Annotated in this window: 18 protein-coding genes; 11 read left to right on the top strand and 7 right to left on the bottom strand. The window is 72.8% G+C overall.

Annotated elements, in window-relative coordinates; translation table 11 throughout:
• Positions 1-33: 33 nt before the first annotated feature.
• Complete coding sequence (locus WMF20_RS17050) at positions 34-879, bottom strand: SDR family NAD(P)-dependent oxidoreductase (RefSeq protein ID WP_061621313.1); 846 nt, start codon at positions 877-879, stop codon at positions 34-36.
• A 274-nt stretch (positions 880-1,153) separates the two neighbouring features.
• Here WMF20_RS17050 and WMF20_RS17045 point away from each other — a divergent pair, with 274 nt between their 5' ends.
• Complete coding sequence (locus WMF20_RS17045) at positions 1,154-1,972, top strand: J domain-containing protein (protein ID WP_437614923.1); 819 nt, start codon at positions 1,154-1,156, stop codon at positions 1,970-1,972.
• Positions 1,973-2,009: 37 nt separating this feature from the next.
• Here WMF20_RS17045 and WMF20_RS17040 read toward each other — a convergent pair whose 3' ends face one another.
• Entirely contained in the window at positions 2,010-2,744 is a 735-nt protein-coding gene (locus WMF20_RS17040) for an OAM dimerization domain-containing protein (RefSeq protein ID WP_129575363.1), read from the bottom strand.
• A gap of 314 nt (positions 2,745-3,058) precedes the next feature.
• Positions 3,059-4,603 carry a lysine 5,6-aminomutase subunit alpha gene (locus tag WMF20_RS17035; RefSeq protein ID WP_437614921.1) on the bottom strand — a complete coding sequence of 515 codons (1,545 nt, stop codon included), beginning with the start codon at positions 4,601-4,603 and terminating at the stop codon, positions 3,059-3,061.
• Between the two features lie 217 nt (positions 4,604-4,820).
• On the opposite strand from WMF20_RS17035, the gene WMF20_RS17030 reads away from it, so the two are divergent.
• The 4 genes from WMF20_RS17030 (at position 4,821) to WMF20_RS17015 (ending at position 9,788) form a co-directional block, all read left to right on the top strand.
• Positions 4,821-5,417: an FxsA family protein gene (locus tag WMF20_RS17030; protein WP_437614919.1), complete on the top strand. Its 597-nt coding sequence runs from the start codon at positions 4,821-4,823 to the stop codon at positions 5,415-5,417.
• Positions 5,418-5,889: 472 nt separating this feature from the next.
• Entirely contained in the window at positions 5,890-6,408 is a 519-nt protein-coding gene (locus tag WMF20_RS17025; protein WP_437614917.1) for an NUDIX hydrolase, read from the top strand.
• 365 nt (positions 6,409-6,773) lie between these two features.
• The gene (locus WMF20_RS17020) at positions 6,774-7,466 is read left to right on the top strand and encodes an oxidoreductase (protein ID WP_129575359.1); all 693 of its coding nucleotides are present in this window, start codon (positions 6,774-6,776) and stop codon (positions 7,464-7,466) included.
• Between the two features lie 162 nt (positions 7,467-7,628).
• Positions 7,629-9,788, top strand: a complete 2,160-nt coding sequence (locus WMF20_RS17015; protein ID WP_437614914.1) for a RecQ family ATP-dependent DNA helicase — start codon at positions 7,629-7,631, stop codon at positions 9,786-9,788.
• Positions 9,789-9,927: 139 nt separating this feature from the next.
• On the opposite strand, the gene WMF20_RS17010 is transcribed toward WMF20_RS17015, so the two are convergent.
• From WMF20_RS17010 to WMF20_RS16995, 4 genes are all read right to left on the bottom strand, one after another.
• Positions 9,928-10,140 (bottom strand): hypothetical protein, encoded by a 213-nt coding sequence (locus WMF20_RS17010; protein WP_129575357.1) that lies wholly within the window; start codon positions 10,138-10,140, stop codon positions 9,928-9,930.
• A gap of 391 nt (positions 10,141-10,531) precedes the next feature.
• Positions 10,532-11,587: a tyrosine/phenylalanine carboxypeptidase domain-containing protein gene (locus WMF20_RS17005; protein ID WP_437614911.1), complete on the bottom strand. Its 1,056-nt coding sequence runs from the start codon at positions 11,585-11,587 to the stop codon at positions 10,532-10,534.
• Between the two features lie 210 nt (positions 11,588-11,797).
• On the bottom strand, positions 11,798-13,117 hold the full coding sequence (locus tag WMF20_RS17000) for a PhoH family protein (protein WP_437614908.1): 1,320 nt from the start codon (positions 13,115-13,117) through the stop codon (positions 11,798-11,800).
• Between the two features lie 213 nt (positions 13,118-13,330).
• Positions 13,331-14,692: a sigma-54-dependent transcriptional regulator gene (locus WMF20_RS16995; RefSeq protein WP_129575355.1), complete on the bottom strand. Its 1,362-nt coding sequence runs from the start codon at positions 14,690-14,692 to the stop codon at positions 13,331-13,333.
• Positions 14,693-15,087: 395 nt separating this feature from the next.
• Here WMF20_RS16995 and WMF20_RS16990 point away from each other — a divergent pair, with 395 nt between their 5' ends.
• From WMF20_RS16990 to WMF20_RS16965, 6 genes are all read left to right on the top strand, one after another.
• A complete protein-coding gene (locus tag WMF20_RS16990; protein WP_207217882.1) occupies positions 15,088-16,776 on the top strand; it encodes an aminotransferase class I/II-fold pyridoxal phosphate-dependent enzyme in 1,689 nt (562 codons plus the stop codon).
• A gap of 91 nt (positions 16,777-16,867) precedes the next feature.
• Entirely contained in the window at positions 16,868-17,602 is a 735-nt protein-coding gene (locus WMF20_RS16985) for a glutathione S-transferase family protein (protein ID WP_129575354.1), read from the top strand.
• 117 nt (positions 17,603-17,719) lie between these two features.
• Complete coding sequence (locus tag WMF20_RS16980) at positions 17,720-18,427, top strand: hypothetical protein (protein ID WP_437614905.1); 708 nt, start codon at positions 17,720-17,722, stop codon at positions 18,425-18,427.
• A gap of 299 nt (positions 18,428-18,726) precedes the next feature.
• Positions 18,727-19,596: a hypothetical protein gene (locus tag WMF20_RS16975; protein ID WP_437614902.1), complete on the top strand. Its 870-nt coding sequence runs from the start codon at positions 18,727-18,729 to the stop codon at positions 19,594-19,596.
• 77 nt (positions 19,597-19,673) lie between these two features.
• A complete protein-coding gene (locus WMF20_RS16970; RefSeq protein ID WP_437614900.1) occupies positions 19,674-21,125 on the top strand; it encodes a serpin family protein in 1,452 nt (483 codons plus the stop codon).
• A gap of 125 nt (positions 21,126-21,250) precedes the next feature.
• Positions 21,251-22,429, top strand: a complete 1,179-nt coding sequence (locus tag WMF20_RS16965; protein ID WP_437614898.1) for an acyl-CoA dehydrogenase family protein — start codon at positions 21,251-21,253, stop codon at positions 22,427-22,429.
• Positions 22,430-22,482 lie beyond the last annotated feature (53 nt).

The following is a 22,482-nucleotide window of genomic DNA, read 5'->3' as shown; positions in this document are numbered from 1 at the left end:
CCCTCGGCGCCGCGCGCTCCGCGGGCGGCGCGATCAGAGCTTGTTGATCGCGTCCCAGTGCTCCGCGATCTCCTGCGCCGTCCAGACACCGCCCTCGTCCTTGAACTTTCCGGGGCTCTGAACGACCTTGTAAATGTACATCTGCGCGCCTGCGACGGCGAGGACGTTGCCGGTCCGGTCGGCGCACAGGTCGGACGCGAGGAACAGCGCCGCGGGCGCGACGTGCGCCGGCGTGAGCGTGTCGCCGGCCGACTGGAACATGGGCAGATCCTCCGTCATGCGGGTCTTGGCGATGGGCGCGACCGCGTTGACGGTGATCCGCTGCTTCTGCAGCTCGATCGCGGCGGTGCGGGTGAGCCCGTAGATGCCGGCCTTGGCAGCCGCGTAGTTGGCCTGTCCGAAGTTGCCGAGCATCCCCGAGACGCTCGTGGTGTTCACGATCCGCCCTCCCTCGCCCTGCGCGACCATCTGCTTCGCGGCGGCCTGCGTGCACAGGAACGTCCCCTTCAGGTGAACGGCGATGACGGCGTCCCACATCCCCTCATCCATCTTGAGGAGCGTCTTGTCGCGGAGGATTCCCGCGTTGTTCACGAGGATGTCGACCCTGCCGAACGCGTCGACGGCGGTCTTCACGATCCTCGCCGCGCCCTCGGGGGTCGCCACGTTGTCGAAGCTCGGCGCGGCCTGCCCGCCCGCGGCCCGGATCTCCTCCGCGACCTGCGCCGCCATCGCGTCGCTCGAGCCCGACCCGTCGCGCGCGCCGCCGAGATCGTTGACGACGACCTTCGCGCCCTCCCTGGCGAAGAGCAGCGCTTCCTCGCGGCCGATCCCGCCGCCGGCTCCCGTGATGATCGCGACCTTTCCGTCGAGCAAGCCCATCGCAGATTCCTCCTGATCCGCGCGCCGGCGCGCCGCGCCGGGCCGTTTTCGCGCGGAGCTTCGCACAGCGGGCCGCGACCTGGGCGCACATTCGTGCGCGCCGGCGGGCGGGCGAGCCGGCGACGTGCACCCGCGCGCGCGAGCGGGCCCTTCCGGCGCCGTCGACCCTGGCGCGGGCCCCTCCGGCCTCGCCGACGCGCGCGCCTGCGTCGGCCGCCTGCCCGCGCCGCTTCTTTGCCCGATCGCGGGCGGCGATGATAACGCCGCGATCGCGATGCAACTGCCCAGCCGCCTTTCCACGTCGACCCTGGGAGACCTGCTCGGCGCGCTCTACCGCGAGAGGACCACCGGGCTCCTGGAGCTCTGCGAGCTCCGGACGCCGAGCGGCTCTACGGTGCCCGGCCGGCAGCACAGGATCCAGCTCTTCTCCGGCCTGGTGACGGCCGTCGAGACGCCGCTCCGGGTGCCCCGCCTCGGCGAGATCCTCGCGCGGGAGGGCTCGGCGCCCGAGCCGTCGATCCAGCGGCTCGCCGCGCTCGTCGCCGCGCACCGGGGGCGCCGGACCGGCGAGGTGCTCGTGGCCGCGGGGCTCATCCCCGAGAGCGCGGTCGAGCGCGCGCTCCGGATCCAGCTCCGCGCCCGCCTCGAGGCGCTGTTCGCCATCGAGGAGGCGACCATCTGCTTCCACACGGCGAGGCCGCTCGCCGGGTCGCTGCGGCAGACCGGCCCGCTCTCGCCGAGCGACTTCCTCCACGGCCGCCCGCGCGCGCGGGATCGCTACCGGCGCGCCGCGAGCGCGGGCGCCGCGCGCGGCGGGGCATCGAGCGGCGCACCGTCGTCGAAATCGAACGCCCCTCCGCGCGGCGGGCCGTCGAGCGCGCCGCGCGCCGCCCGGGTGGACGAGCCGCGCCGCCGGGCCCTCGAGGTGCTCGGCCTGCGCGAGGGCGCGACCGAGGCCGAGATCCGCCGCAGCTTCCGCCGGCTCGCCGCGGTCCTGCACCCCGACCGCGGCGCGTCGCAGCCCGGCGAGGGCGCGCAGCGCACCGCGCGCTTCGCCGAGCTCTCGGCCGCCTACCACCTGCTCGTCGCCTGATCGCCGCCCGCCGCCGGGCCGGCTCGTCGCCTGCCCCCTAGACCCTGCCCACGAGGCGCTCGACCAGGAACGACGCCACGGTGATCGGCTTCGTGCCGGGGCCGAAGCCGGCGTCGAAGCCGAGCTCGACGGCCAGGTTGTGGTCGATGCGCGGGCCGCCGAGGAGCAGGATCACCTTGTCCCGGAAGCCCTGGCGCGTCGCCATCTCGACGAGGGCCGCCGCGTTCTCCTTGTGGCAGTTCCGCTGCGTGATCACCTGCGAGACCAGGATGGCGTCGGCGCCGAGCGCCTTGGCCCGCTCGCAGAGCTCGGCGTTCTCGACCTGCGCGCCGAGGTTGTGGGCGTCGAAGCACTTGAAGCTCTCGAGGCCCTTCTCTCCGGCAAAGCCCTTGTAGTTCAGGATCGCGTCGATACCCACGGTGTGCGCGTCGCTGCCGGTGCAGGCGCCCACGACCACGATCTTGCGGCCGAGCTTCTTCGCCTGTTCCTCGATCTGGTCGCGCGTGAGGGGCTGAGCCGCGAGCTCCTCCACCTCGATGTCCGAGGTGTCGACCCCGTGCTGGGAGTGGCCGTAGACGACGAAATAGGTGTGCTCCCGGCTGGCCTGCTCCATGGCCGTGACCAGGGGCTCGCGCAGCCCGTGCGCCTCGGCGAAGCGCTTCGCCGCCTCGCGCGCGCGGTCGCCCGGCAGGATGCGCAGGGTGAACGACATCTGGACCATCCCGTCGCCCTCGCGATCGCCATACGCACGCAGGATGTTTCGCTGTGTCATGCTCACCTCGGTCTCACGGGGCGGAAGGGGCCGATCCCCTCGTCAACAGTAGCGCCGGGCGGCCTCGCGTGGCCAGGGCCATCGCGCGACGGAGGGAGAACGCAGCGGCTCGCGAGGACAGGAAGAATGCCTTTTGAAGACGTCAGTGACTTGGCTTCCGGAACCAGCTCCCGACCGGCTCCGGAACATGGGGAAGAAGAACCGCCAAGGCGCCGAGGACGCCAGGAGAACAGAGATCTCCCCTCTTGGCGTCCTTCGCGGTCTTCTCGCCGTTCCCGTCGTTCCGCCCCGCCTGCGCAGGGAGGCGGGGCACCCTATGAGCGCTCCAGCACCTCGAGGATCGGATTCAGGTACTCCGGGTGCCGGGCCGCGACGCCCGCGTACCCCTTCCCCCCCGTGCGCGTGCGCTTGACGTCGCCGAACGCGCCGCGCCCGATCGCGTCCCAGAGGGTCTCCCGCTGGACCTCGCCGAGGAGCGCGTGCGCCTTGTCGAGGACCTCGCGGGCGCGCGACTCGACGATGCCGCCCGGCTTCCACTGGATCTCGTCGCCGAGGTGGCGCGCCGCCGTGAAGATGTAGCGCGCGCTCTTCAGCGAGAGATACCGGTCCATGAGGAGCGGTGTGTGGATCGCCTCGCTGAACATCCCGAGCAGCTCGATCGACTGGCCGGTCGTGATCCCGACCAGGTTGAACATCGCGTCGTGGACGTGGCTGTGGAAGATATCGCCCGTCTTGAACTTCGTGGGCGGCATCCACTTGATCGGGTGCCGATCGAAGATCTGCCGGACGAGCTGGGCCTGGGCGAGCTCGAAGAGGAGGCTGTCCTCGAGCCAGGGGTTGATCTCGAACGCGTGCCCGAGGCCCATCTGCTCCTCGCGCAGGCCCGCGCGCCGGGCGAACGCCTCGTTGATGAACTGCGACGCGAGCACCGTGTGGGCCTTCTCGACGGCGTCGGCGGTCGTGAGGTAGTTGTCCTCTCCCGTGTTGATGACGATCCCGCTCCTCGCGATGATCCTGCGGGAGAAGTACTGATCGATGAACGTCCGCTGCATGTTGATGTCGCGGAACAGGATCCCGTACATCGCGTCGTTGAGCAGCATGTCGAGCCGCTCGACCGCCGCCATCCAGGCGATCTCGCTCATGCACAGGCCGGACGAGTAGTTCGTCTGCGCCAGGTAGGTGCCTGTGTCGCGGGTCGCCTCGTCGGTGGCGCGGCGGATGATCCGGAAGTTCTCCTGGGTCGCGTACGTGCCGCCGTACCCCTCGGTGGTCGGCCCCTCGGGGACGTAGTCGAGGAGCGACTGGGCGGTCGCGCGGATCACGGCGACGATGTCGGCGCCCGCGAAGCCGGCGGCCTTGGCCTGGACGGCATCGTCGTAGATGTTGCCGGTCGCGACGATGACGTACTTGAGCGGCGCGACGCCGACCCGGTGCGCCGCCTTGGTGGCCTCGCGCTCCTCGCGGGCCCGGTCGATCCGGGCGATCGCCTCCCGCGTCGCCTCCTCGATCGCGCCGCGCGCCTCGGCCGCGGTCGGGCCCGCGCCGAAGTCGGCCGCCTCGCTGAACGCCAGCGCCTCGGCCGCCTCCTGCACCGAGGCGGCGCCCTCGCAGAGCGCCCGGCCGAGGTGGTACGCGACGCCGCGGCCCAGCTGCCCCGCCTTGTGGATGCGGTCCACGAGCGCGTTCACGAGCGGCGTCCCCTCCGCGTCGGCGCCGACCACGCCGTAGGCGCGGGCCACCGTGCGCTCGACGCCGACCGTGGTGTGGCGGTCGATGAAGCGCTGCACCTCGTCCGCGATGTCGGCGGCAAACGCGCGGCACGCCTCCACCTTTTCCTGCTCCACGGGGACGGTCGTCATGGATTTCTCCGGGGCAGGCGGTCTTAGCGCACTCTCACCGCGGCCGGTACTCCGGCGCCGGATCCGCGGCAGAGCAGCCGGCCGCGCTCGGCGCGCTCGGCGCGCGGCAGCGGCGACGCGGCGGGCGGCGTATGCGACGCGGCGCGCGATGGCGGTGCTGGCGGCGGCGTGCCCGCCCGCGCGTGCGCGGCGCGGCGGGCGGCGCTAGACGGGGGGCATGGGCAAGCTCATCCTGCTCTTCACGGCGGTCCCCATCCTGGAGCTCTGGCTGCTCCTGTCGATCGGCGACCGCATCGGCTTCTGGCCGACGGTGGCGATCGCGCTCGGAACGGCCGTCCTCGGGGCAGCGCTCGCGAGGCGCGAAGGGCTGAAGGTGCTCGCCTCCTGGCGGGGCGCGGTGGCCGAGGGCCGCGTCCCGGACGAGGGGCTCACCGGCGGGCTGCTCGCGCTCGTCGGCGCGGCGCTGCTCGTCACGCCGGGGGTGCTGACCGACGTGGTGGGGCTCATGCTCCTGCTCCCGCCCGTGCGCCGCCGGATCGCCGCGGCCGTGCGCGAGCGGTTCGAGCGGCGCGTGGCCGCGGCGAGCGCCGCCGGCCTCGGCGGCTTCGGCCCGGGCAACGGGGCGTTCTTCAGCATGAGGGTCATCGACCTCAGCGGCGGGCCGTTCGGCGGACGCGGCGCAGCGCGCCCTGGCGCGCCCAGCGAGCGGCCGGCGTGGCCGGCGTCAGGCCAGGTCATCGACGTCGAGGCGGAGGTGACCGAGGAGGACGAGCGCGGCGGGCCGGCGCGAGAGACGCGACGACTGCCCCGCTGACACCGCGGTGACACCGGCGTTCCGGCGAGCGCATGCGCGCGCCCTCCGCGCCCGAGCGACTCTGGCGCTCGACCCCCGAACACCCGCGTCCGGAGCCGGCGAAACACGCGAGCAACAACATCAGATGATGATTCACGCTCGGGCTGCATGAATGAAACGACAAAGAAACAAAGCCTATTGTAGGCTGTTCAACGTCGTCGGAGTGGTCCGACATCTCAGGAGGAGCGACATGAAGATCTGAGCCCACACAACGCCCCGCGACAACGCACAAGGAATCCAACGCAGCAACCTCTATGCTAGATCCAACTCGAACCGCGATCCCATCGAACCCACCGCGCCGCCCGGGTAGCGGCGCGAAGAACGGCGCCGGCACGGCGTCCAGCCCCGAACAGGAGGGGCGCGCTCACCTGGGCGCGGCGCGCGCGGCGATGAGCCAGCGGCCCCACGTCCTGCCCTCGCGGAGGGACCCGCGATGAGGCTCATCAAATCCATGGCCAGCTGGCTGCTCGGGTACGTCGATCCGAGGGAGCCTCTCGGCAGCTCGCTGATCAACGCCGTCTCCCGGCTGCCCATCAACCTCGCCGCCGACGCCGTGTGCCTCCGGAAGAACGCGGACTCCGGCGCGCTCGAGGTCCTCCTGACCCAGCGAGGAGCGTCGGAGTCGAGCCCCGGAGAGTGGTGCTGCCCCGGGAGCGTCCTCTCGCCGGGCGAGCAGCCCGAGCACGTGCTCCACCGGGTCGGCATGACGATCTCCGACTTCACGTTCGTCGGCGACTACTTCTCGGCCGCCGCGCGCGGCTGGATGCTCTCCCGGGTCCATCAGGCGAAGCTCGCCGAGGTCCCGGCCACCGGCGCCTGGTGGCCCGTCGAGCAGCTGCCGAACAACATGGTGCCCAAGCACCGGGAGCAGCTCATTCCGATGGCGATCAAGGCCTTCCACGCCCAGCGCGCGAAGCTCGCGCAGAAGGTCGCCCCCGCGCCGCTCACGTGAGCAGCGCGCCGCGGGGCCCCTCGCCGGCCGCGCGAGCGGGCCCCGCCCCCCTCGGGGCCTCCTGCCACGACGATCGCCGCCGCCGCGCAGGCCGGCGATCTCCTTCGGGTATTCTGTCCCGGTCGCGGCCATCTCTGCCCGCAACGAGCTCCCATGAAGGCGGGAAGCCGACCGCGGCGATGTGGAGCCCGCGCACACCGGGGAACCTGGAGCGGAAGCGGAAGGAACCGTAGGGGGTCTACGCCGACCGCCCGCTCGCGACGCCCGCAGCCGGCCGCTATGGTTTGCGCGCCGCTTGGGTTACGCTGCGCGGTACGGCTGTGGATCCCGGCGGCGGCGCCCTCCGCAGGTGATTCCGCAGGAACATGGAATCCATGATGGTCGACAAGACAGCTCTCATCGTGGGAGGAACGGGCCTGGTCGGCGGCCACTGCTTGCGCCTCCTCGTCCAGCAACCCGCGTACGCGCGGGTCGTCGCCCTGCTGCGCCGCCCGGCCCCGATCGAGGACCCGCGGCTCTCCCAGCGCATCGTCGACTTCGATCGGCTGGACGGCGCGGAGTTCGCCGGCGTCACCGACGTGTTCTGCGCGCTCGGGACGACCATCGCCAAGGCCGGCTCCGAAGAGGCCTTCTACCAGATCGACTATCGTTACCCGATCACCATCGCCAGGCTCGCCGAGAAGGCGGGAGTGAAGCAGTTCGTCCTGGTCTCCTCCGTGGGCGCCGATCCGCGCTCGACCAGCTTCTACCTGCGCGTGAAGGGCGAGCTGGAGCAGGAGCTCTCGGCCGCGAGCTTCGCGGCGGTCCACGTCCTGCGCCCGAGCCTGCTCCTCGGCGAGCGGGGCGAGGTCAGGAAGGGCGAGGCGATCGGCGTCGCGGCGGCGCAGACGCTCCGGTTCACGATGAAGGGCGGCCTCCGCAGGTACCGCCCCATCGACGCGAGGACCGTCGCCGGCGCGATGGTCGCGGCCGCGCTCCAGGGGAGCCCCGGCCGCCACGTCTACCACTTCGACGACATGGAATCGCTCGCCAAGGGCGTCGGCGTGGTCCAGGCCTGATCGCCGCGCCGCCCAGGCGCGCGCGCGCCGGCGGCGCGAGGCCGGCGGCGGACCCCGACGGCGATCCCCGCGCCGCCATGGCGCCGCCACCCCCGGCGCGACGCAAGCCCACGGAAGTGCTAGGGCTCGCGGCGGGCACGGCGCTCGCTCGACGCCGCCGCCATGATCTTCGCAGAGCCCCCCTCGCCGATCGTGACCGAGCGCCTCGCCTCCTCCCTGCTGCGCCCCCCGGAGAGCCCGCCCCCGTCGCCGCCCCCGTCGATCGACGCCGTGCTCGCGGATCGGTTCGGCATCGCGTCGTTCCGGCCGTGGCAGCGCGAGGCGATCGACGCCCTGCTCGGGGGCGCCGGCCGCGTCCTGGTCGTCGCGCCGACCGGCGGCGGCAAGTCGCTCTGCTACCAGCTTCCGGCCGTCGCCCTGCCCGGCACGACGCTCGTCCTGAGCCCGCTCATCTCGCTGATGGAAGACCAGGTGCGCGCGCTCGAGGCGCGCGGCATCCCCGCGACGTTCGTCGCCTCCAGCCTCCCGCGCGAGGAGAACGGCCGCCGCCTCGCCGCCCTGCGCCGCGGCGAATACAAGCTCGTCTACGCCGCGCCCGAGCGCCTCGCCTTCGACGGCTTCCTCGAGGCGCTCGCCGAGAGCCGGCTCTCGCTCGTCGCCGTCGACGAGGCGCACTGCATCGTCCAGTGGGGGCACGACTTCCGGCCCGACTACCTGCGCATCGGCGCCGCGCTCGCGCGGCTCCGCCCGCCCCGGGTCCTCGCCTGCACCGCGACGGCGACCCCCGACGCGCGCGACGAGATCATCCGCCGCCTCGGCTGGCCGCGGAGCTCGCCCGGCGACGACGGCGCCGCGGGTGAGCCCGGGCCGGAAGGGCCGCCGCCCAAGGTCATCCTGCGCGGCTTCGCCCGGCCCAACCTCCACCTGCAGGTCTCCGCGGTGGACGGCCCGCGCGAGGCCGGGCGCCTCACGGCGCGCGCCCTCCTCGACGCCCTCGGCGACCCCGGGCGGCCCCGCGGCGCGGGCATCGTGTACGCCGCCACCCGCAAGGGCGCGGAGCGCCTGGCCGAGGCGCTGCGCGACGCCGGCTGGAACGCCGAGGCGTACCACGCCGGCCTCGCCCCCGAGTCGCGCGCGCGCCTGTCGGCCGGCTTCGCCGATCGCAGCCTCTCCGTGGTGGTCGCCACGAACGCCTTCGGCATGGGCATCGACCGGCCCGACGTGCGCCTCGTCGTGCACGCCCAGCCGCCGTCGTCGATCGAGGCCTACTACCAGGAGGTCGGCCGCGCCGGCCGCGACGGCGACCCGGCCCGCGGCCTGCTCTTGTTCGCGCCCGCGGACATCGCGCTGCGCCGCCGGCTCTGCCAGCTCGGCGAGGGGGGCGCCGAGGCGAGCGCCGACGACGCCGCGCGCGCGTGGGGGCTCTTCCGCGAGCTCCTCCGCTACATCGACGCCGCGACGTGCCGGCACGACTTCATCCTCCGCTACTTCGGCGACGAGGCCGAGTCGCTCGGCGGGTGCGGCCACTGCGACGTCTGCCTCGAGGTCGACGCCCTCGAGGAGAGCGACCCGGCCGCGCTCGCCCGCGACAACGACCTCGTGCGCCGCGCGCTCGCCGGCGTCGCGCGGGCGAAGGGCGGCGCCGGGATGCAGGCGATCGCGTCGATGCTCACCGGCGAGTCGAACGAGCGCGTCCGCCGCATGGGGCTCGACCGGCTCTCCACCTTCGGCGTCCTCGAGGGGAAGCGCCACGACGAGGCCATGTCGATCCTGCGGGTCCTGCTGGCCAACGCCTGGATCGATCTCACCACCGGCGAGTTCCCCGTCCCGCTCGTCACGCCCTCGGGCTGGCGCGTGATGCGCGGCGAGGTGCTCGCCCGGGTGCGGCTCCCGCTCCCCGCTGCGCGCCGGAAGCCGCTGCGCCGACCGGCGGCCCCCTCGCCCGCCGCGCGCCCCGCGCCGGCCGCGCCCTCGTCGCCGACCCGCGCGCCGACGGCCGCGCGCGCGTCCTCCTCGGCGGCCCACGACCGCGCGCCGGCCGCGCCCGTCGCCTCGTCGCCCGCGCAGGCGGAGCCCGCGGTCGAGCTCGAGGAGCGGGACGTCCCGCTGTTCGAGGCGCTGCGCGCCCACAGGGCCGCGCTCGCCAAGGAGAAATCGCTGCCCGCCTACATCATCGCGCACGACCGGACGCTCCGGGAGATCGCGCGGATCCGGCCCGCGTCGCTCGACGACCTCGCGCTCGCGCGCGGCATGGGGCAGGCGAAGATCTCGAGCTACGGCGAGGGCATCCTCCGCGTGGTGCGGGAGTTCTCGGGCGCCTAGCCGGGAGAGCCGAGCCCGGGCGCGTCCCCTCGCCGGATCCGCCGGCACGCGGGGCGCCCGGGAGGCGCGGAGGCGGGGAGAGCGCTCGAGTCGTCTCTCGCCCCGTCTCCACGCCTCCCGGCGCGATCGTGCGCGCGCGTCACGCGTGTCCCGCGACGCGGAGCTCGGCGATCAGCTGGCCATCCAGGCTGACGAAGGTCGTGAGCCGGCCCTCGACGTTGATGAACACGTCGAGCATCACGCCGGCGCCGAGATCCACGACGTGAAGATCGTCCTTGAGGACCACCGCCGGGGCCTCGCCTCCCCTCGGCGGCCGCCTGGAACCCCTCTCCATGGCCTTCTTCGAGTTCATGCCCCCCTCCGCCCGCTGGCCCGTCCGAGCCGCGCGCCCCCGGAGCCACCTCCACGCGCCGCGCGGCCCCGCCGGGCGCGATCGCGCGCGCGCGACGGCGTGCTCGCCAGCGGACACGACAAGCGCGTTCCATGCCGTGCTCGCACGGCCGAAGTGATCCTTCCCTTCACGCAGCCCCCTTTCTCTCCGCTCCTCGCCCGACCCGCAGCGCCTCCATTTCATCGGATCGCTGTGGCGGGAAGATAGGAAGTTCAGGGGACGATCGGACTTTTCTTCCCGCCTTCCCATGGTCTCCCGTGAGCCAGACAACCACGGTCCAGCCGGGCAACCGCGGCCTTCCGCGCGAACGCGCCCGGGGCGCAAGCGACGCCGGACCGGGGCGCGCGGCCCTTCAGCTCACCCGCGCCCAGGACGCAAGCGACGCCGCGGCGCCCACGGAGACCCTGCCCGAGGAGAGCACCTCGCCGAGCGCCGGCTGCTCCAGGAGCATCGCCTCGACCCGCAGCAGCGCCGGCAGGTAGACGACCTCCCGCGCCAGGCCGCCGCCCCGGTGGACCCGCGCCGCGATGCGCAGGGCGTCGGCGGTGGAGCGCGCGCCGCGCGCCTCGAGCAGCCGCGCGGTCTCGACGAAGCCGGCGCCGCGCTCGACGCTCCGCGCGGCGAGGTGGCGCAGCCCGAGCTCGATCCGGCGGGTGCCGACCAGGTACCCCGCGGCGCGCTCGCGGGCGAGCGCCCAGCCCTCCTGGTCGTCGCCGCCGTTCGCCGTCCCGATCGCGAAGATCCCGAGCGGGAGCGCCGCGGCGCGCACGCCCGGCGCCGCGTGCCCCTCGATCTCGTGCAGCACGGTGCGCTCGACGTCGTCGCGCGTGAGCATGCGCCCCCGCGCGACCTGGATCACCCCGTCGCCCGTCGCGGCGAGCGGCGCGATGTCGGCGATCACGACCCGGAGCGGCAGGCGCCGCGCCCCGATCTCGCGCCGCATCCGCGACACGAGCGACCGCGGCGAGCGCGCGTCGTCGCTCCGCACCCGCTCCTCGTCGCCCGCGGTCGCGCCCGCGCCCTGCTCGACCCAGGCCGCGGCGAGCGCGTCCGCCTGCTCGTCGAACGCGTCGCGCGCGGCGTAGCGGCGGCGCGCGGCGGCCCAGCACCCCGCCCCGCCCGCGGCCTCGCAGATCGCGGCCTCCGCGGCGAGCTCGAGGGCGCGGCCGGCGTAGACCGCGCCGAGCTCCCCCAGATCCGCGAGCCGCTCGGCCGCCGTGTCCATCGCCATCCGGAGATCGCTGTGGTCCTGCGCGGGCGCATAGGCGAACCGCGGGACCTCCCCGCCCCCCCTGCCCCACGCCGCGGCGAGCCGCGCGAGCTCCTCGACGAGGTTCACCGGCGTGCTCGAGCCGACCACGCGGATCCGCCGCGCCGCGGCGCCGAGGAGCCGATCCGCGTCCGGCACCCAGGCCGGCGGCCCCGGAGGCCTAGCCCGAGGACGCCGCGCCACGCTCGGCCGCCCCTTTCGCGCTCGCCCTCGCCCCGCGCGCTCCCGCCCTGCTCGCCCCGGCCCCGCTCGCCCTCGCCTCGCTGGCTCCCGTCCTGCTCGCCACCACGCCCCTGGCTCCCGTCCTGCTCGCCCCGCGATCGCGCCGCGCGCCCCCTGCCGCGCGCGTCAGAGCAGGTTCGCCGCGAGCTCCGCGAGCTCGCTGCGCTCGCCCTTGGCGAGCACCACGTGCCCCGCGATGCGCTCGCGCCGGAACCGCTCCGCCACCACGAGCAGGCCGTTCGACGCGTGATCCACGTACGGGTTGTCGATCTGCTGCGGATCGCCCGTCAGCACGATCTTGGTCCCCTCGCCGCACCGGGTGATGATCGTCTTCACCTCGTGCGGGGTGAGGTTCTGGGCCTCGTCCACGATGAGGTACTGGTGCGGCAGGCTGCGCCCGCGGATGTAGGTCAGCGGCTCGACCTGGATGCGCCCGCTCTCCAAGAGCTCCACGAAGCCGCGCGCGTCGCGCCCCGGCTTCGTGCCGCCGTTCGAGAACAGGAACTCGAGGTTGTCGAAGATCGGCTGCATCCACGGGTTCAGCTTCTCGTCCACGTCGCCCGGAAGGAAGCCCAGATCGCGCCCGAGCGGCATGATCGGCCGGCTCACGAGCAGCCGGCTGTAGGCGTTGTCCTCCGTCGTCCGCTTGAGCGCCGCCGCGAGCGCCAGGAGCGTCTTGCCCGTCCCCGCCTTGCCGATGAGCGTGATCAGCCGGACGGAATCGTCGAGCAGGAGGTCGAGCGCGAAGGCCTGCTCCTTGTTGCGCGGCCGGACCCCCATCACCCCCTCCCGCCCGACGCGGAGCGCGACGATCTGCCCGCGCGACGCGTCGAAGCGCCCGAGCGCCGTGTGGCTCGGCGCCCCGGCGTCGCGGAGGAGCACCGCCGAATTCGGCAATAAATCCGCGAAGTTGGCGCCGACGAAAGAGCCGTTCTGGAAGAACGCGTCGACCTCGGCGCCGGGCACATCGAGCTCCACCACCGACTGCTCGATGGCCGGATCGTGCACCCGCTGGTTCTCGTACGTCTCCGCCGGGATCCCGAGCGCGTCGGCGCGGATCCGGAGGTTCGTGTCCATGGTCACGAAGATGGTCGGCCGGTCCTTGTGCCGGTCGCGGATGTCGATCGCCGTCTGCAGGATGGCGTTGTCCTGCGAGCCCGACTCCAGCCCCACGAGCAGCTCCGGCCGCCGCTCCGGGATCGCGATCCGCAGCGTGCCGCCGCTCTCCAGGAGCACGCCGGTCGCGAGCGTGCCGGCGCCGCGGACCTCGTCGAGCAGCCGGGCGATGGTCCTCGCGTTGCGCCCGCGCTCCGAGCCCTCCCGCTTGAACTGGTCGATCTCCTCGATCGCGTAGATCGGGATGATGACGTCGTTGTCCTCGAACTTGAAGATCGCGTGAGGATCGTGGAGCAGGACGTTCGCGTCGAGAACGTAATTCTTCTTCATAGGGGCGAGCGCGACGGCGTAGCCGCCTGAGGCGACGGGCGCAAGGGCGTGTTGAGCCGCCCACCCGGGGATGTCGCCATCCGGAGATCGGCAGCCGCTCCTCGCCGACATCGGACGGACTACCGACCTTCGACTCGGCCGGATCGGGAAGATCGCCCGCGGCGCCCGCGCCGCCTGCGTCGTCTGCGTCAGATTCCAGGCGGGTCGCCGCCGTCACAGATCGATCCGGTAGTCCTTGATCTTGTAGAGCAGCGCCCGGTGGCTGATCTCCAGCACCTCGGCGGCCTTGGTCCGGTTGCCCTTCGTCTTCTGGAGCGCGCGCCGGATGAGGATCTCCTCGATGACGCGCGAGGTCTTCTTGATCGACAGCTCGCCGCTCGTCAGCTGCATCTGGATCGGGTCGCGCGCCTCGCGGATCCGCTCGGGCAGGTCGGCCTCGCCGATGCGCTCGCCCTCGCAGAGCACCATGGCGCGCTCGACGGTGTTCTCCAGCTCCCGGACGTTGCCCGGCCACCGGTACTCCAGGAGCAGCCGCCGCGCCTCGGGCTCGAAGCCGCGGATGTTGATGCCGAACCGCGCGTTGTTCCTCGCGAGGAAGTGATCCATGAGGATCGGGATGTCCTCCCGCCGCTCCCGGAGCGGCGGGATCGCGATCGGGAGCACGTTGATCCGGTAGAAGAGGTCCTCGCGGAACCGGCCGGCCTGCGTCTCGGCCAGGAGGTCGCGGTGCGTCGCCGCGAGGATGCGGACGTCGACCTTGATGTCCTTGTTGTCGCCCAGGCGGCGGATCGTCTCCTCCTGGAGCACCCGGAGCAGCTTCACCTGGAGCGGGAGCGGCAGCTCGCCGATCTCGTCGAGCAGCAGCGTGCCGTGGTTCGCCTGCTCGAACAGCCCCGCCCTGTCGTTCACCGCGTCGGTGAACGCGCCCCGCTTGTACCCGAAGAGCTCGCTCTCCAGCAGGTTCTCCGGGATGGCGCCGCAGTTGACCGCGACGAACGGCCCGCCCCGGCGGCCGGACCGCCGGTGGATCGCCCGGGCCACGAGCTCCTTGCCGACCCCGCTCTCGCCCGTGATGAGCGCCGTGGTCTTGTAGTCGGCGACCTTCGCGATCGTCTTGAAGATCGCCTGCATCGGCGGGCTCTTCGCGAGGATCTCCTCGAACAGGTTCTCCCGCCGGATCTCCTGGCGCAGCGCGCGGTTCTCGCGGCGGAGCGCCTCCCGCTCCTCGGCCTTGCGGAGCGTGAGCAGCACCTCCTCCGCCTTGAACGGCTTCTGGATGTAATCGTAGGCGCCCGCCTTCATCGCCTCGATGGCCAGGTCGACGTTGCCGTAGGCGCTCATCACGATGACCGTGGCCTCGTTCCCCTTCGCCTTGAGCGTCGCCAGGAGGTCGAGGCCGCCCATCCTGGGCATCCGGACATCGGTGAGGATCACGTCGGGCCCGAACGTCTCGACCATCGCGAGCGCCTCCTCGCCGCTCGAGACCGCCTCGACCTCATAGCCATCCCGCTTGAGGAACGTGCGCACCACGAGGCGCAGGTTTTCTTCGTCGTCAACGACTAGGACACGGCGCATAGACCCTGAAAACTTTTCCTACACCGGCGCGCATCACTCCGCAACGAGTTGCATCTCGCCACATGCCGCGGTGCGGTCATCCGCGGGGAGCCGACCTCGGACACGGCGGGAGCCGACCTCGGACGCGGGGCGCGTCGCGCGGGCGGCGGGCGAGCTCTGCGAAGGGCGACGCGCACCGCGCGAAGGCCGCTGCGCGACGCGGAATGCGCCTGCGCGGCGGCCGTGCTCCGCGGCGGCCGCGCGGGGCAGTACCCGTTGACGCACGTCGCGCAGGCTGCTTTAGCGGCGACGCGCACCGGAAGCGAGCAGGGCCGCGCGCGGCCCGACGTGATACGCCGGAGCGGCCTTCGCGGGCAGGACCGCGTCCCTTAACCGATCGCGTGAGGAGCCAGGGCATGAGCATGAAGGATCGTCTGGTCGACCAAGCAAAGAAGCTCGCCTCGTCGAGCACGGTCGTCCGAGTCGTCAGCAACGATCGCGTGATGCGGCTCGCCACCGGGGTCATGGATGCGAAGAACCGCCTGCGCGCCGCCCGGGAGCGGGCCGCGGAGGCGTGGGACATCCTGCTGAACGGGCACGCGCTCCCGAACATCGATCCGGCGCTCGACGACGAGGCCGGCGTCCACGGGGCGGCGCCGGCCCGCGCGGCGTCGCCGCGGCCGTCCGCGCGCGCCGCGGGCGCCGCGGGGCTGTCGGCCGTCGAGGAGGCGGCGAGCGCCTCGCCCGAGCGGGCCGCCGCCCGCCCGCACGTGAACGGCGTCGGCGCGAACGGCGCTGCCGTGAACGGCGCCGGCGCGAACGGCGCGGGCGCCTACGTGGCGGCGGCGGCCGAGCAGCAGCTCGCGACCCAGATGGCGGCGCGGACGTCGCTGGCGCGGATCGGCGGGCGCGACGTGTTCGAGAAGGCGTACAAGTTCATGACCGCGGACAACGCCCGCGCCATGGGGGTCTACCCCTTCTTCCGCCCGCTCGACTTCAACAACGGCCCCGAGGCGCAGCTCGAGGGGCGGACCGTGATCATGCTCGGCTCGAACAACTACCTCGGGCTGACGACCCACCCGAAGGTGCGGGAGGCCGCGCGGAACGCCATCGACAAATACGGCACGAGCATGACCGGCTCGCGGCTCGTGAACGGCTCGATGCGCCTCCACAACGAGCTCGAGGAGAAGCTCGCCGCCTTCCACGGCAAGGAGGCGGGGCTCGTGTTCACGACGGGCTACCAGGTGAACATCGCGACGATCTCGGCGCTGCTCAGCAACAAGCGGAGCGTCGCGATCATCGACAAGGACGATCACGCGTCGATCTACGACGGCGTGCGGCTCGCCCAGGCGACCGGCGCCCGGATGGTCCGCTACAAGCACAGCGATCCCGCGGCGCTCGACAGCGCGCTCTCCGAGATCGCCGACACCGAGGGGGCGCTCGTCATCACCGACGGCGTCTTCAGCGCCCAGGGCGAGATCGCGAACCTGCCCGGGATCGTCGAGGTGGTGAAGAAGCACAAGGCGCGGCTCCTGGTCGACGACGCGCACGCCCTCGGCGTCATCGGCCCGGGCGGCCGCGGCACCGCCGCGCACTTCGGCCTCGGCAAGGAGGTCGACCTCATCGGCGGCACCTTCTCGAAGTCGCTCGCCTCGATCGGCGGCTGGCTCGTCGGCGAGCGCAAGGTGCTCGATTACATTCAGCATTTCGCCTACAGCTTCCTCTTCGCGGCGAGCGCGGCGCCGCCCTGCGTCGCCGCGGCCATGGCGTCGCTCGAGGTCATGCAGGAGGAGCCGTGGCGCCAGGAGAAGCTCCGCGAGAACTTCACCTACATGCGCACGGAGCTGCAGCGGCTCGGCTTCGAGCTCGGCAAGACCGAGACGGCCGTGATCCCGATCTACATCCGCGACGACCTCAAGACCGTCATGATGTGGAAGTCGCTCCTCGACGACTACTCGCTCTACGTGAACCCGTTCATCACGCCGGGCGTCCCGCCGAAGCAGCAGGTCCTCCGCACGAGCTACATGGCGACCCACGAGCGCAAGCACCTCGATCACGCGCTCGAGGCGTTCGAGAAGGTCGGCAAGAAGTTCGGCGTGATCTGAGCCGGAGCGCCGCGCCGTCGGGCGCGCCGGCCGCGCGCGGGCGGGCGCCGAGGGCGCCTCCGCGCCCGCCCGCCCGTGGTATCGAGGGGCGATGACGATCGTCCTCCATCGCTTCCCGCTCAGTCACTTCTCCGAGAAGGCCCGGGCTGCCCTCGACTTCAAGGGGCTCGAGTACCGGATCGAGGATCACAAGCCCGGTCCCGAGCAGATCGCCATCTACCGCCTCTCGGGCCAGCGCAAGCTCCCCGTGATCGAGCACGACGGCACGGTCGTCGCCGACTCCACCGAGATCGCGCTCTACCTGGAGCGCACCTTCCCCGAAGGGCGGCGCCTGCTGCCCGACGATCCAGAGCAGCGGGGCGAGGTCCTCGCCCTGGAGGCGCACCTCGACGAGGCGCTCGGAAAGTACGCGCCGTTCTGCTTGCTGCGCCGCGGCCTCCGCGAGGAGCACTACCTGGACGCGCTGGGCGCCGCGATGGGGCCGTTCGCGCACGCCGGGCTCGGCGCCCTGGCGGCCGTCCTCCCGCTGGCCGAGGCGCGGGTGGGCGCCGTGGAGCGGTGGCTCGACGCCGCGGAGCGCGCCGTGCGCGCGACCCTCGCCGAGCTCTGCGCTCGCCTCGAGGGCTCGGCGTACCTCGTGGGCGACGCGCCGTCGCTCGCCGACGTCGCCGCCGTGGCCCTCGTTTACCCGCTCAAGTTCCCGCCGTCGAAGCACCTCTTCAAGCCGGAGCTCGCGGGCACGTCGGTGCGCAGCATCGCCGAGGACCCTGCCCTCGCCCGCTTCTTCGACTTCCGGGATCGGTTCTACCGCGACCACCTCCGGTGAGCGGCGGCGCGCGCCGACGTCGCGCGCCCTCGTGCCCCTCGCGATTGTGTCGGTCGCCGCGATTCCCGCCCCGTTCGGCATTTCCGCCGGACCGCGGTCGTGGTGAGGTGGACGATCATGGATCTCCGACCGTTCATGCAAGGTGTCGCCGCGGCGCTGGGGCCCGCGATCCGCGCGTTCTTCCTGACCGCCGCCACCATGTCGCTCCTGGCCGTGGTCCTCGCCGGCTCCTCCTATGCGATCGCGGCCGACGGCTCGGGGCCGCGCGGGGCGCTCGCGGCGATCGTGGCGCTCGCGCTCTCGGCCGTGATCGGCTTCACCCTGTCGTGGAAGCGGGCGCTCGCCGCCGGCATCCTGCAGGTCGTGCGGTCGAAGCGCCTCGGCGGGATGCTCGTGACCGCGGTGTTCGAGCGGCTGCTCGGCGTCTCGGATCAGGCCGAGGTGGGCGCGCGCGGCGGGCGGGTGGCGCAGGCGGTCGAGGGCGTGCCGATCAACGAGGCGGTGAAGCGGCTGCGCCTCGCGGTGATCCACAGGGTGCAGGCGGCGCCGCAGGGGGGCGGCCTGCGGGGGCTCCTGCGGCGCAAGATCGAGGCGCAGCTGCTCAAGATCATCGAGGCGCTGACGCTGGCGCGCTTCCGGAACGAGGCCCACCAGAAGGGCGGCGTCGATCTGGTCAAGGTGCGGGACGAGCTCGCCCAGGGCGTGGACGACCTGGTCACGGGCGAGATCGAGGGGACGCTCCTGGTCACGACGCTGCTCCTCGTCGGGGCCACCGCGGCCGCGTCGCTCGGGGCGGCCGCGGGCATCCAGTACATCCCCCTCTGAGGCGGCGCGTCGCCCGGGAGTAACACTGACTCCACGATGATCTCGAGGCCCGTGCCGCGCGCGTCGCGGACGAGCGCGTCGAACTCATCCAGCGTGCCAAAGCGAGGATCGATGCCGCAGTGGTCCGACAGCACACCGCCTCGGAGCGCGGGCGCGGCGTCGATCGCTCGCGCCCATGCACATCGGCTTTGCCTAAGCGCTCTCTACTACGTTACGGTCATCCCGCTGCCGTTACGCTCCGTGTTGCTCGCACGTTTCATGTTGCTTTCACCTCATGTTGCGCAGAGGAGGCAGTTCCAATGATCGAGAACGTTATGGGGAAATGTTGCTCGGCGCTCGCGTGCGTCGTGGGCTTGCTCGCGTCGCCGGCCGCCTGGGCTCAGGATCCCGCGCCACCCCCGGCTGATCCGGGCGCCGCGGCGGCCCCCGCGGAAACCCCTGCGACAGCGCCCCCGGTAGAGCCGACCGCGACCGCGGGCGACGCGGCGACGGGCGGCCAGGCGGCGCCCGCCACGCCGGCGCCGGGCACCACCGAGCCGGTCGGAGAGCCGCCGCCGGCACCGAGCCAGATCCCGAGCTGGTTCCGGGTCGACGCGGACAACCTCGGTCTCCAGGTCTGGGCCGGCGCCTCGCACCAGCTCGGCCCGATCAGCCTCTCGAGCGACATCTATCTCACCACGCTGGGAACCGCGGAGTTCGACATCGGCCCCGCGTTCACGTTCGGTCCGGTCACCCTCAATCCGATGGTGGGCTTCGCGTTCAACTTCGTGACGCAGGAGCCGGCGGCGCTGGTCGCCCCGCAGCTGTTCACCTACATCGACGCGAAGCCGATTTATTTCGAGTCGTGGATCCTGGGATCGTTCTCCAGCATGTTCAACGAGAGCGTCCAGAACTACCTCTACTCGCGGGACTTCCTCCTCTTCTATCCGACCGACGACTTCGGCATCGGCCCGCACCTCGAGCTCTCGGTCGACCTCAACGAGGTGCCGGGCGCTACCGCGGACGCGCCGGACGAAACCGGCCTCGCCAGCCTGCAGATCGGCGGCGTGATCGGGCTGAACTACGGCACGGGGAACAAGCTGCTCCTTTACCTCGGCTACGAGACGCAGAAGGAGAGCCAGCTCAACGACAAGATCGCTGGCCGGTTCACGTTCATCCACAACTTCTGAGCGGCGCCGCCGGAGCGGCGCGCCGTCGCCTCGGGGCCGGGCTTCCCAGCGCCCTTGCGCGCTGGTACCGAAGCGGCATGGCCCAACGGTTCCTGTTCGCCGCCGCGCTGTGCAGCCTCCTCGGACTCGGGTGCCAGGCCCAGAGCCACGCCCCGCCGCCCGCTTCGACCCCGGAAGCACCTCCGTGTCAGCCGGCCGACTGCGGCCCGCTCGCGAAGATCGCCCGCATCTGCGACGACGGCTCCACCGCCGCCCCGCAGTGCGCGCGGGCCGACGGCGGGGTGTGCCGCTGGGAGCACGTCTGCCCCGGCCCGAAGCCGGCGGCCGAGGCGCCGGCCCCGGGCCCGAGCCAGCCCGCCCCGGACGCACCGCCGCCGGCCGAGCCGCCGCCCGGCGCGGGCTTCGCCGACGCGAACGCCGCGTTCGCGCAGCGGCTCTACGGCGCGCTCGCCGCCACGACAGGCAAGCTCTTCTTCTCGCCGGCGAGCGTCTCGACCGCGCTGGCCATGACCTACGCCGGCGCCCGGGGCGAGACGGCGGCCCAGATGGCGAAGGCGCTCGAGCTCACCCTCCCGCCCGAGGCGCTGCACCCCGCGTTCGGCGCGCTCGTCAAGCAGCTCACGCAGCCCGCGGGCCCTAAGGCGCCCGAGCTCCGGATCGCGAGCCGGCTGTGGGGCCAGGCCGGGCTGCCGATCGAGCCCGCGTTCCAGAGCACCACCCAGCAGCACTACGGGGCGGGGATCGAGCTCGTCGACTTCAAGGGCGGGAGCGAGCAGGCGCGCGGGCGCATCAACCGGTGGGTCGAGGAGCAGACGAGCGCGAAGATCAAAGACCTGATGCCGGCGGGCAGCATCACGCCCCTCACGCGGCTCGTCCTCACGAACGCCATCTACTTCAAGGGGAGATGGGCGACGCCCTTCGACAAGCAGGCGACAAAGAACGAGCCGTTCACGGTGAAGCCCGGCACGGCGCCGGCGGTGCCGATGATGCGCAAGACGATCAAGGCGCGCTTCGGGCAGGTCGACGACGCGTCGGTGCTGGAGCTCGCCTACGAGGCGCACGATCCGGAGCGCCCGCTGGCCATGGTCGTCATCCTGCCCGCGCAGGCGGGCGGGCTGCCCAAGGTGGAGCAGCGCCTCTCGACCGGGCAGCTCAAGGGGTATGTGGAGGCGCTCCAGCCTGCGCGGGTCGACGTGGCGCTGCCGCGCTTCAAGATGACCGCGGAGTTCGAGCTCTCGAAGGCGCTGGCGGGGCTCGGCATGCCGCTCGCGTTCGACGCGGCGAAGGCCGATTTCTCCGGGATCACGAGGGCGGAGCCGCTCTTCCTCTCGCAGGTCCGGCACAAGGCGTTCGTGGAGGTCAACGAGGAAGGGACCGAGGCCGCCGCGGCGACGGGCGTCGTCGTGTCCACGCGGGCGGCCCCGGCGCCGCCTCAGGTGTTCCGCGCGGACCACCCGTTCGCGTTCCTGATCCGCGACGTGGCGACCGGCGCCGTGCTGTTCATGGGCCGCGTGACCGATCCGCGGTGACCCGATCGGCGGCCCTGCCGAGGGAGGGCCGAATGTCCGCGCCGCGCTGGCGAACCACGGTACGATGCGCCGTTTTGCCGGGGCCTTCGCCGGCTCCGCCACCCCTCGACGTCAAGGAGCGAGCGATGAAGAACGACGACGGTGCGAAGGTGCTGCATGCGGTCCGTGACCTGGCCCCCGCGTTCGCCGCGCGGAGCGCGGAGATCGAGGAGGCGCGGCGCCTCCCGGCGGACCTGCTCGGGCAGCTCAAGGCGGCGGGCTGCTTCCGGATGTTCCTGCCGAGGAGCCATGGCGGCCACGACGTGGATCTGCGCACGGGGATGGACGTCCTGGAGACGCTCGCCCGGGCGGACGGGGCCACCGGCTGGACGGTGATGATCGGCTCGGAGAGCCCGCACCTCTTCGCGCTCCTGTCGCGCGAGCGCTTCGACGCCGTGTACGCGGGCGGGCCGGACGTGATCATCGGCGGCGGCTTCAACGCGCAGGGCGAGGCCCACGCGACCGAGGGCGGTTATCGCGTCACCGGGCGCTGGGGTTTCGCGAGCGGCTGCGAGCACGCCACCTGGCTGTTCGGGAACTGCGTGATCCTCGACGGCGGCCGCCCCCGGATGCGCCCGGCGGGCGACGGGAGCGAAATGCCAGAGATGCGGGGCATGCTGTTCCCCGCGAGCGAGGTGCGCATCATCGACACCTGGTCCGTGCTGGGCCTGCGCGGCACGGGCAGCCACGACATCATGATGGAAGGGGCGTACTGTCCCGCGGAGCACAGCTTCGATATCTTCCAGGGCCAGCCGTCGGTGCCGGGCCCGGGGTTCGTCGCGCCGGTCCTGCACTTCGCGCTCCACATGGGGGCCGTGGCGGTGGGCATCGCCCAGGGCGCGCTCGACGACATCGTGGCGCTCGCGAGCTCGGGCAAGAGGCGGCTGTATGCGCGCGCCCAGCTCGCCGACTCGCCGGTGTTCCAGGTGCACCTCGGCCGCGCCGGGACGAGCGTGCGCGCCGCCCGCGCCCTGCTGCGCGACACGGGGGACGAGTTCTGGGCCGCGTGCGTGAACGACCCCGGCGCCGCCCTCGCGATGGCGCCGCGGATCTCGAGCGCGCTGGCCTGGGTGACGGAGGTGGCCGCCCGCGCCGTGGACGCCTGCTATCAGGCCGGCGGGGGCGGCGTCGCCCGGAACGCCTCGCCCGTGCAGCGGCGATTCCGGGACATCCACACCTTCTCTCAGCACGCCGCCGCGGCGGAGGGGTGGTTCGGCCAGGCCGGCGCCGCGCTCCTCGGCCAGCCGACCGGCTTCTGGACCTGAGCCGGAAGCGCCCGTACGCCGCGCGCGCCGTCGCGCGACCCGATCGCGCCGCG

The sequence above is a fragment of the Sorangium sp. So ce834 genome, from assembly GCF_051521425.1.
GTDB classification, from domain to species: Bacteria; Myxococcota_A; Polyangia; order Polyangiales; family Polyangiaceae; genus Sorangium; species Sorangium cellulosum_D.
This window is presented reverse-complemented; position numbering and strand designations above follow the sequence as displayed.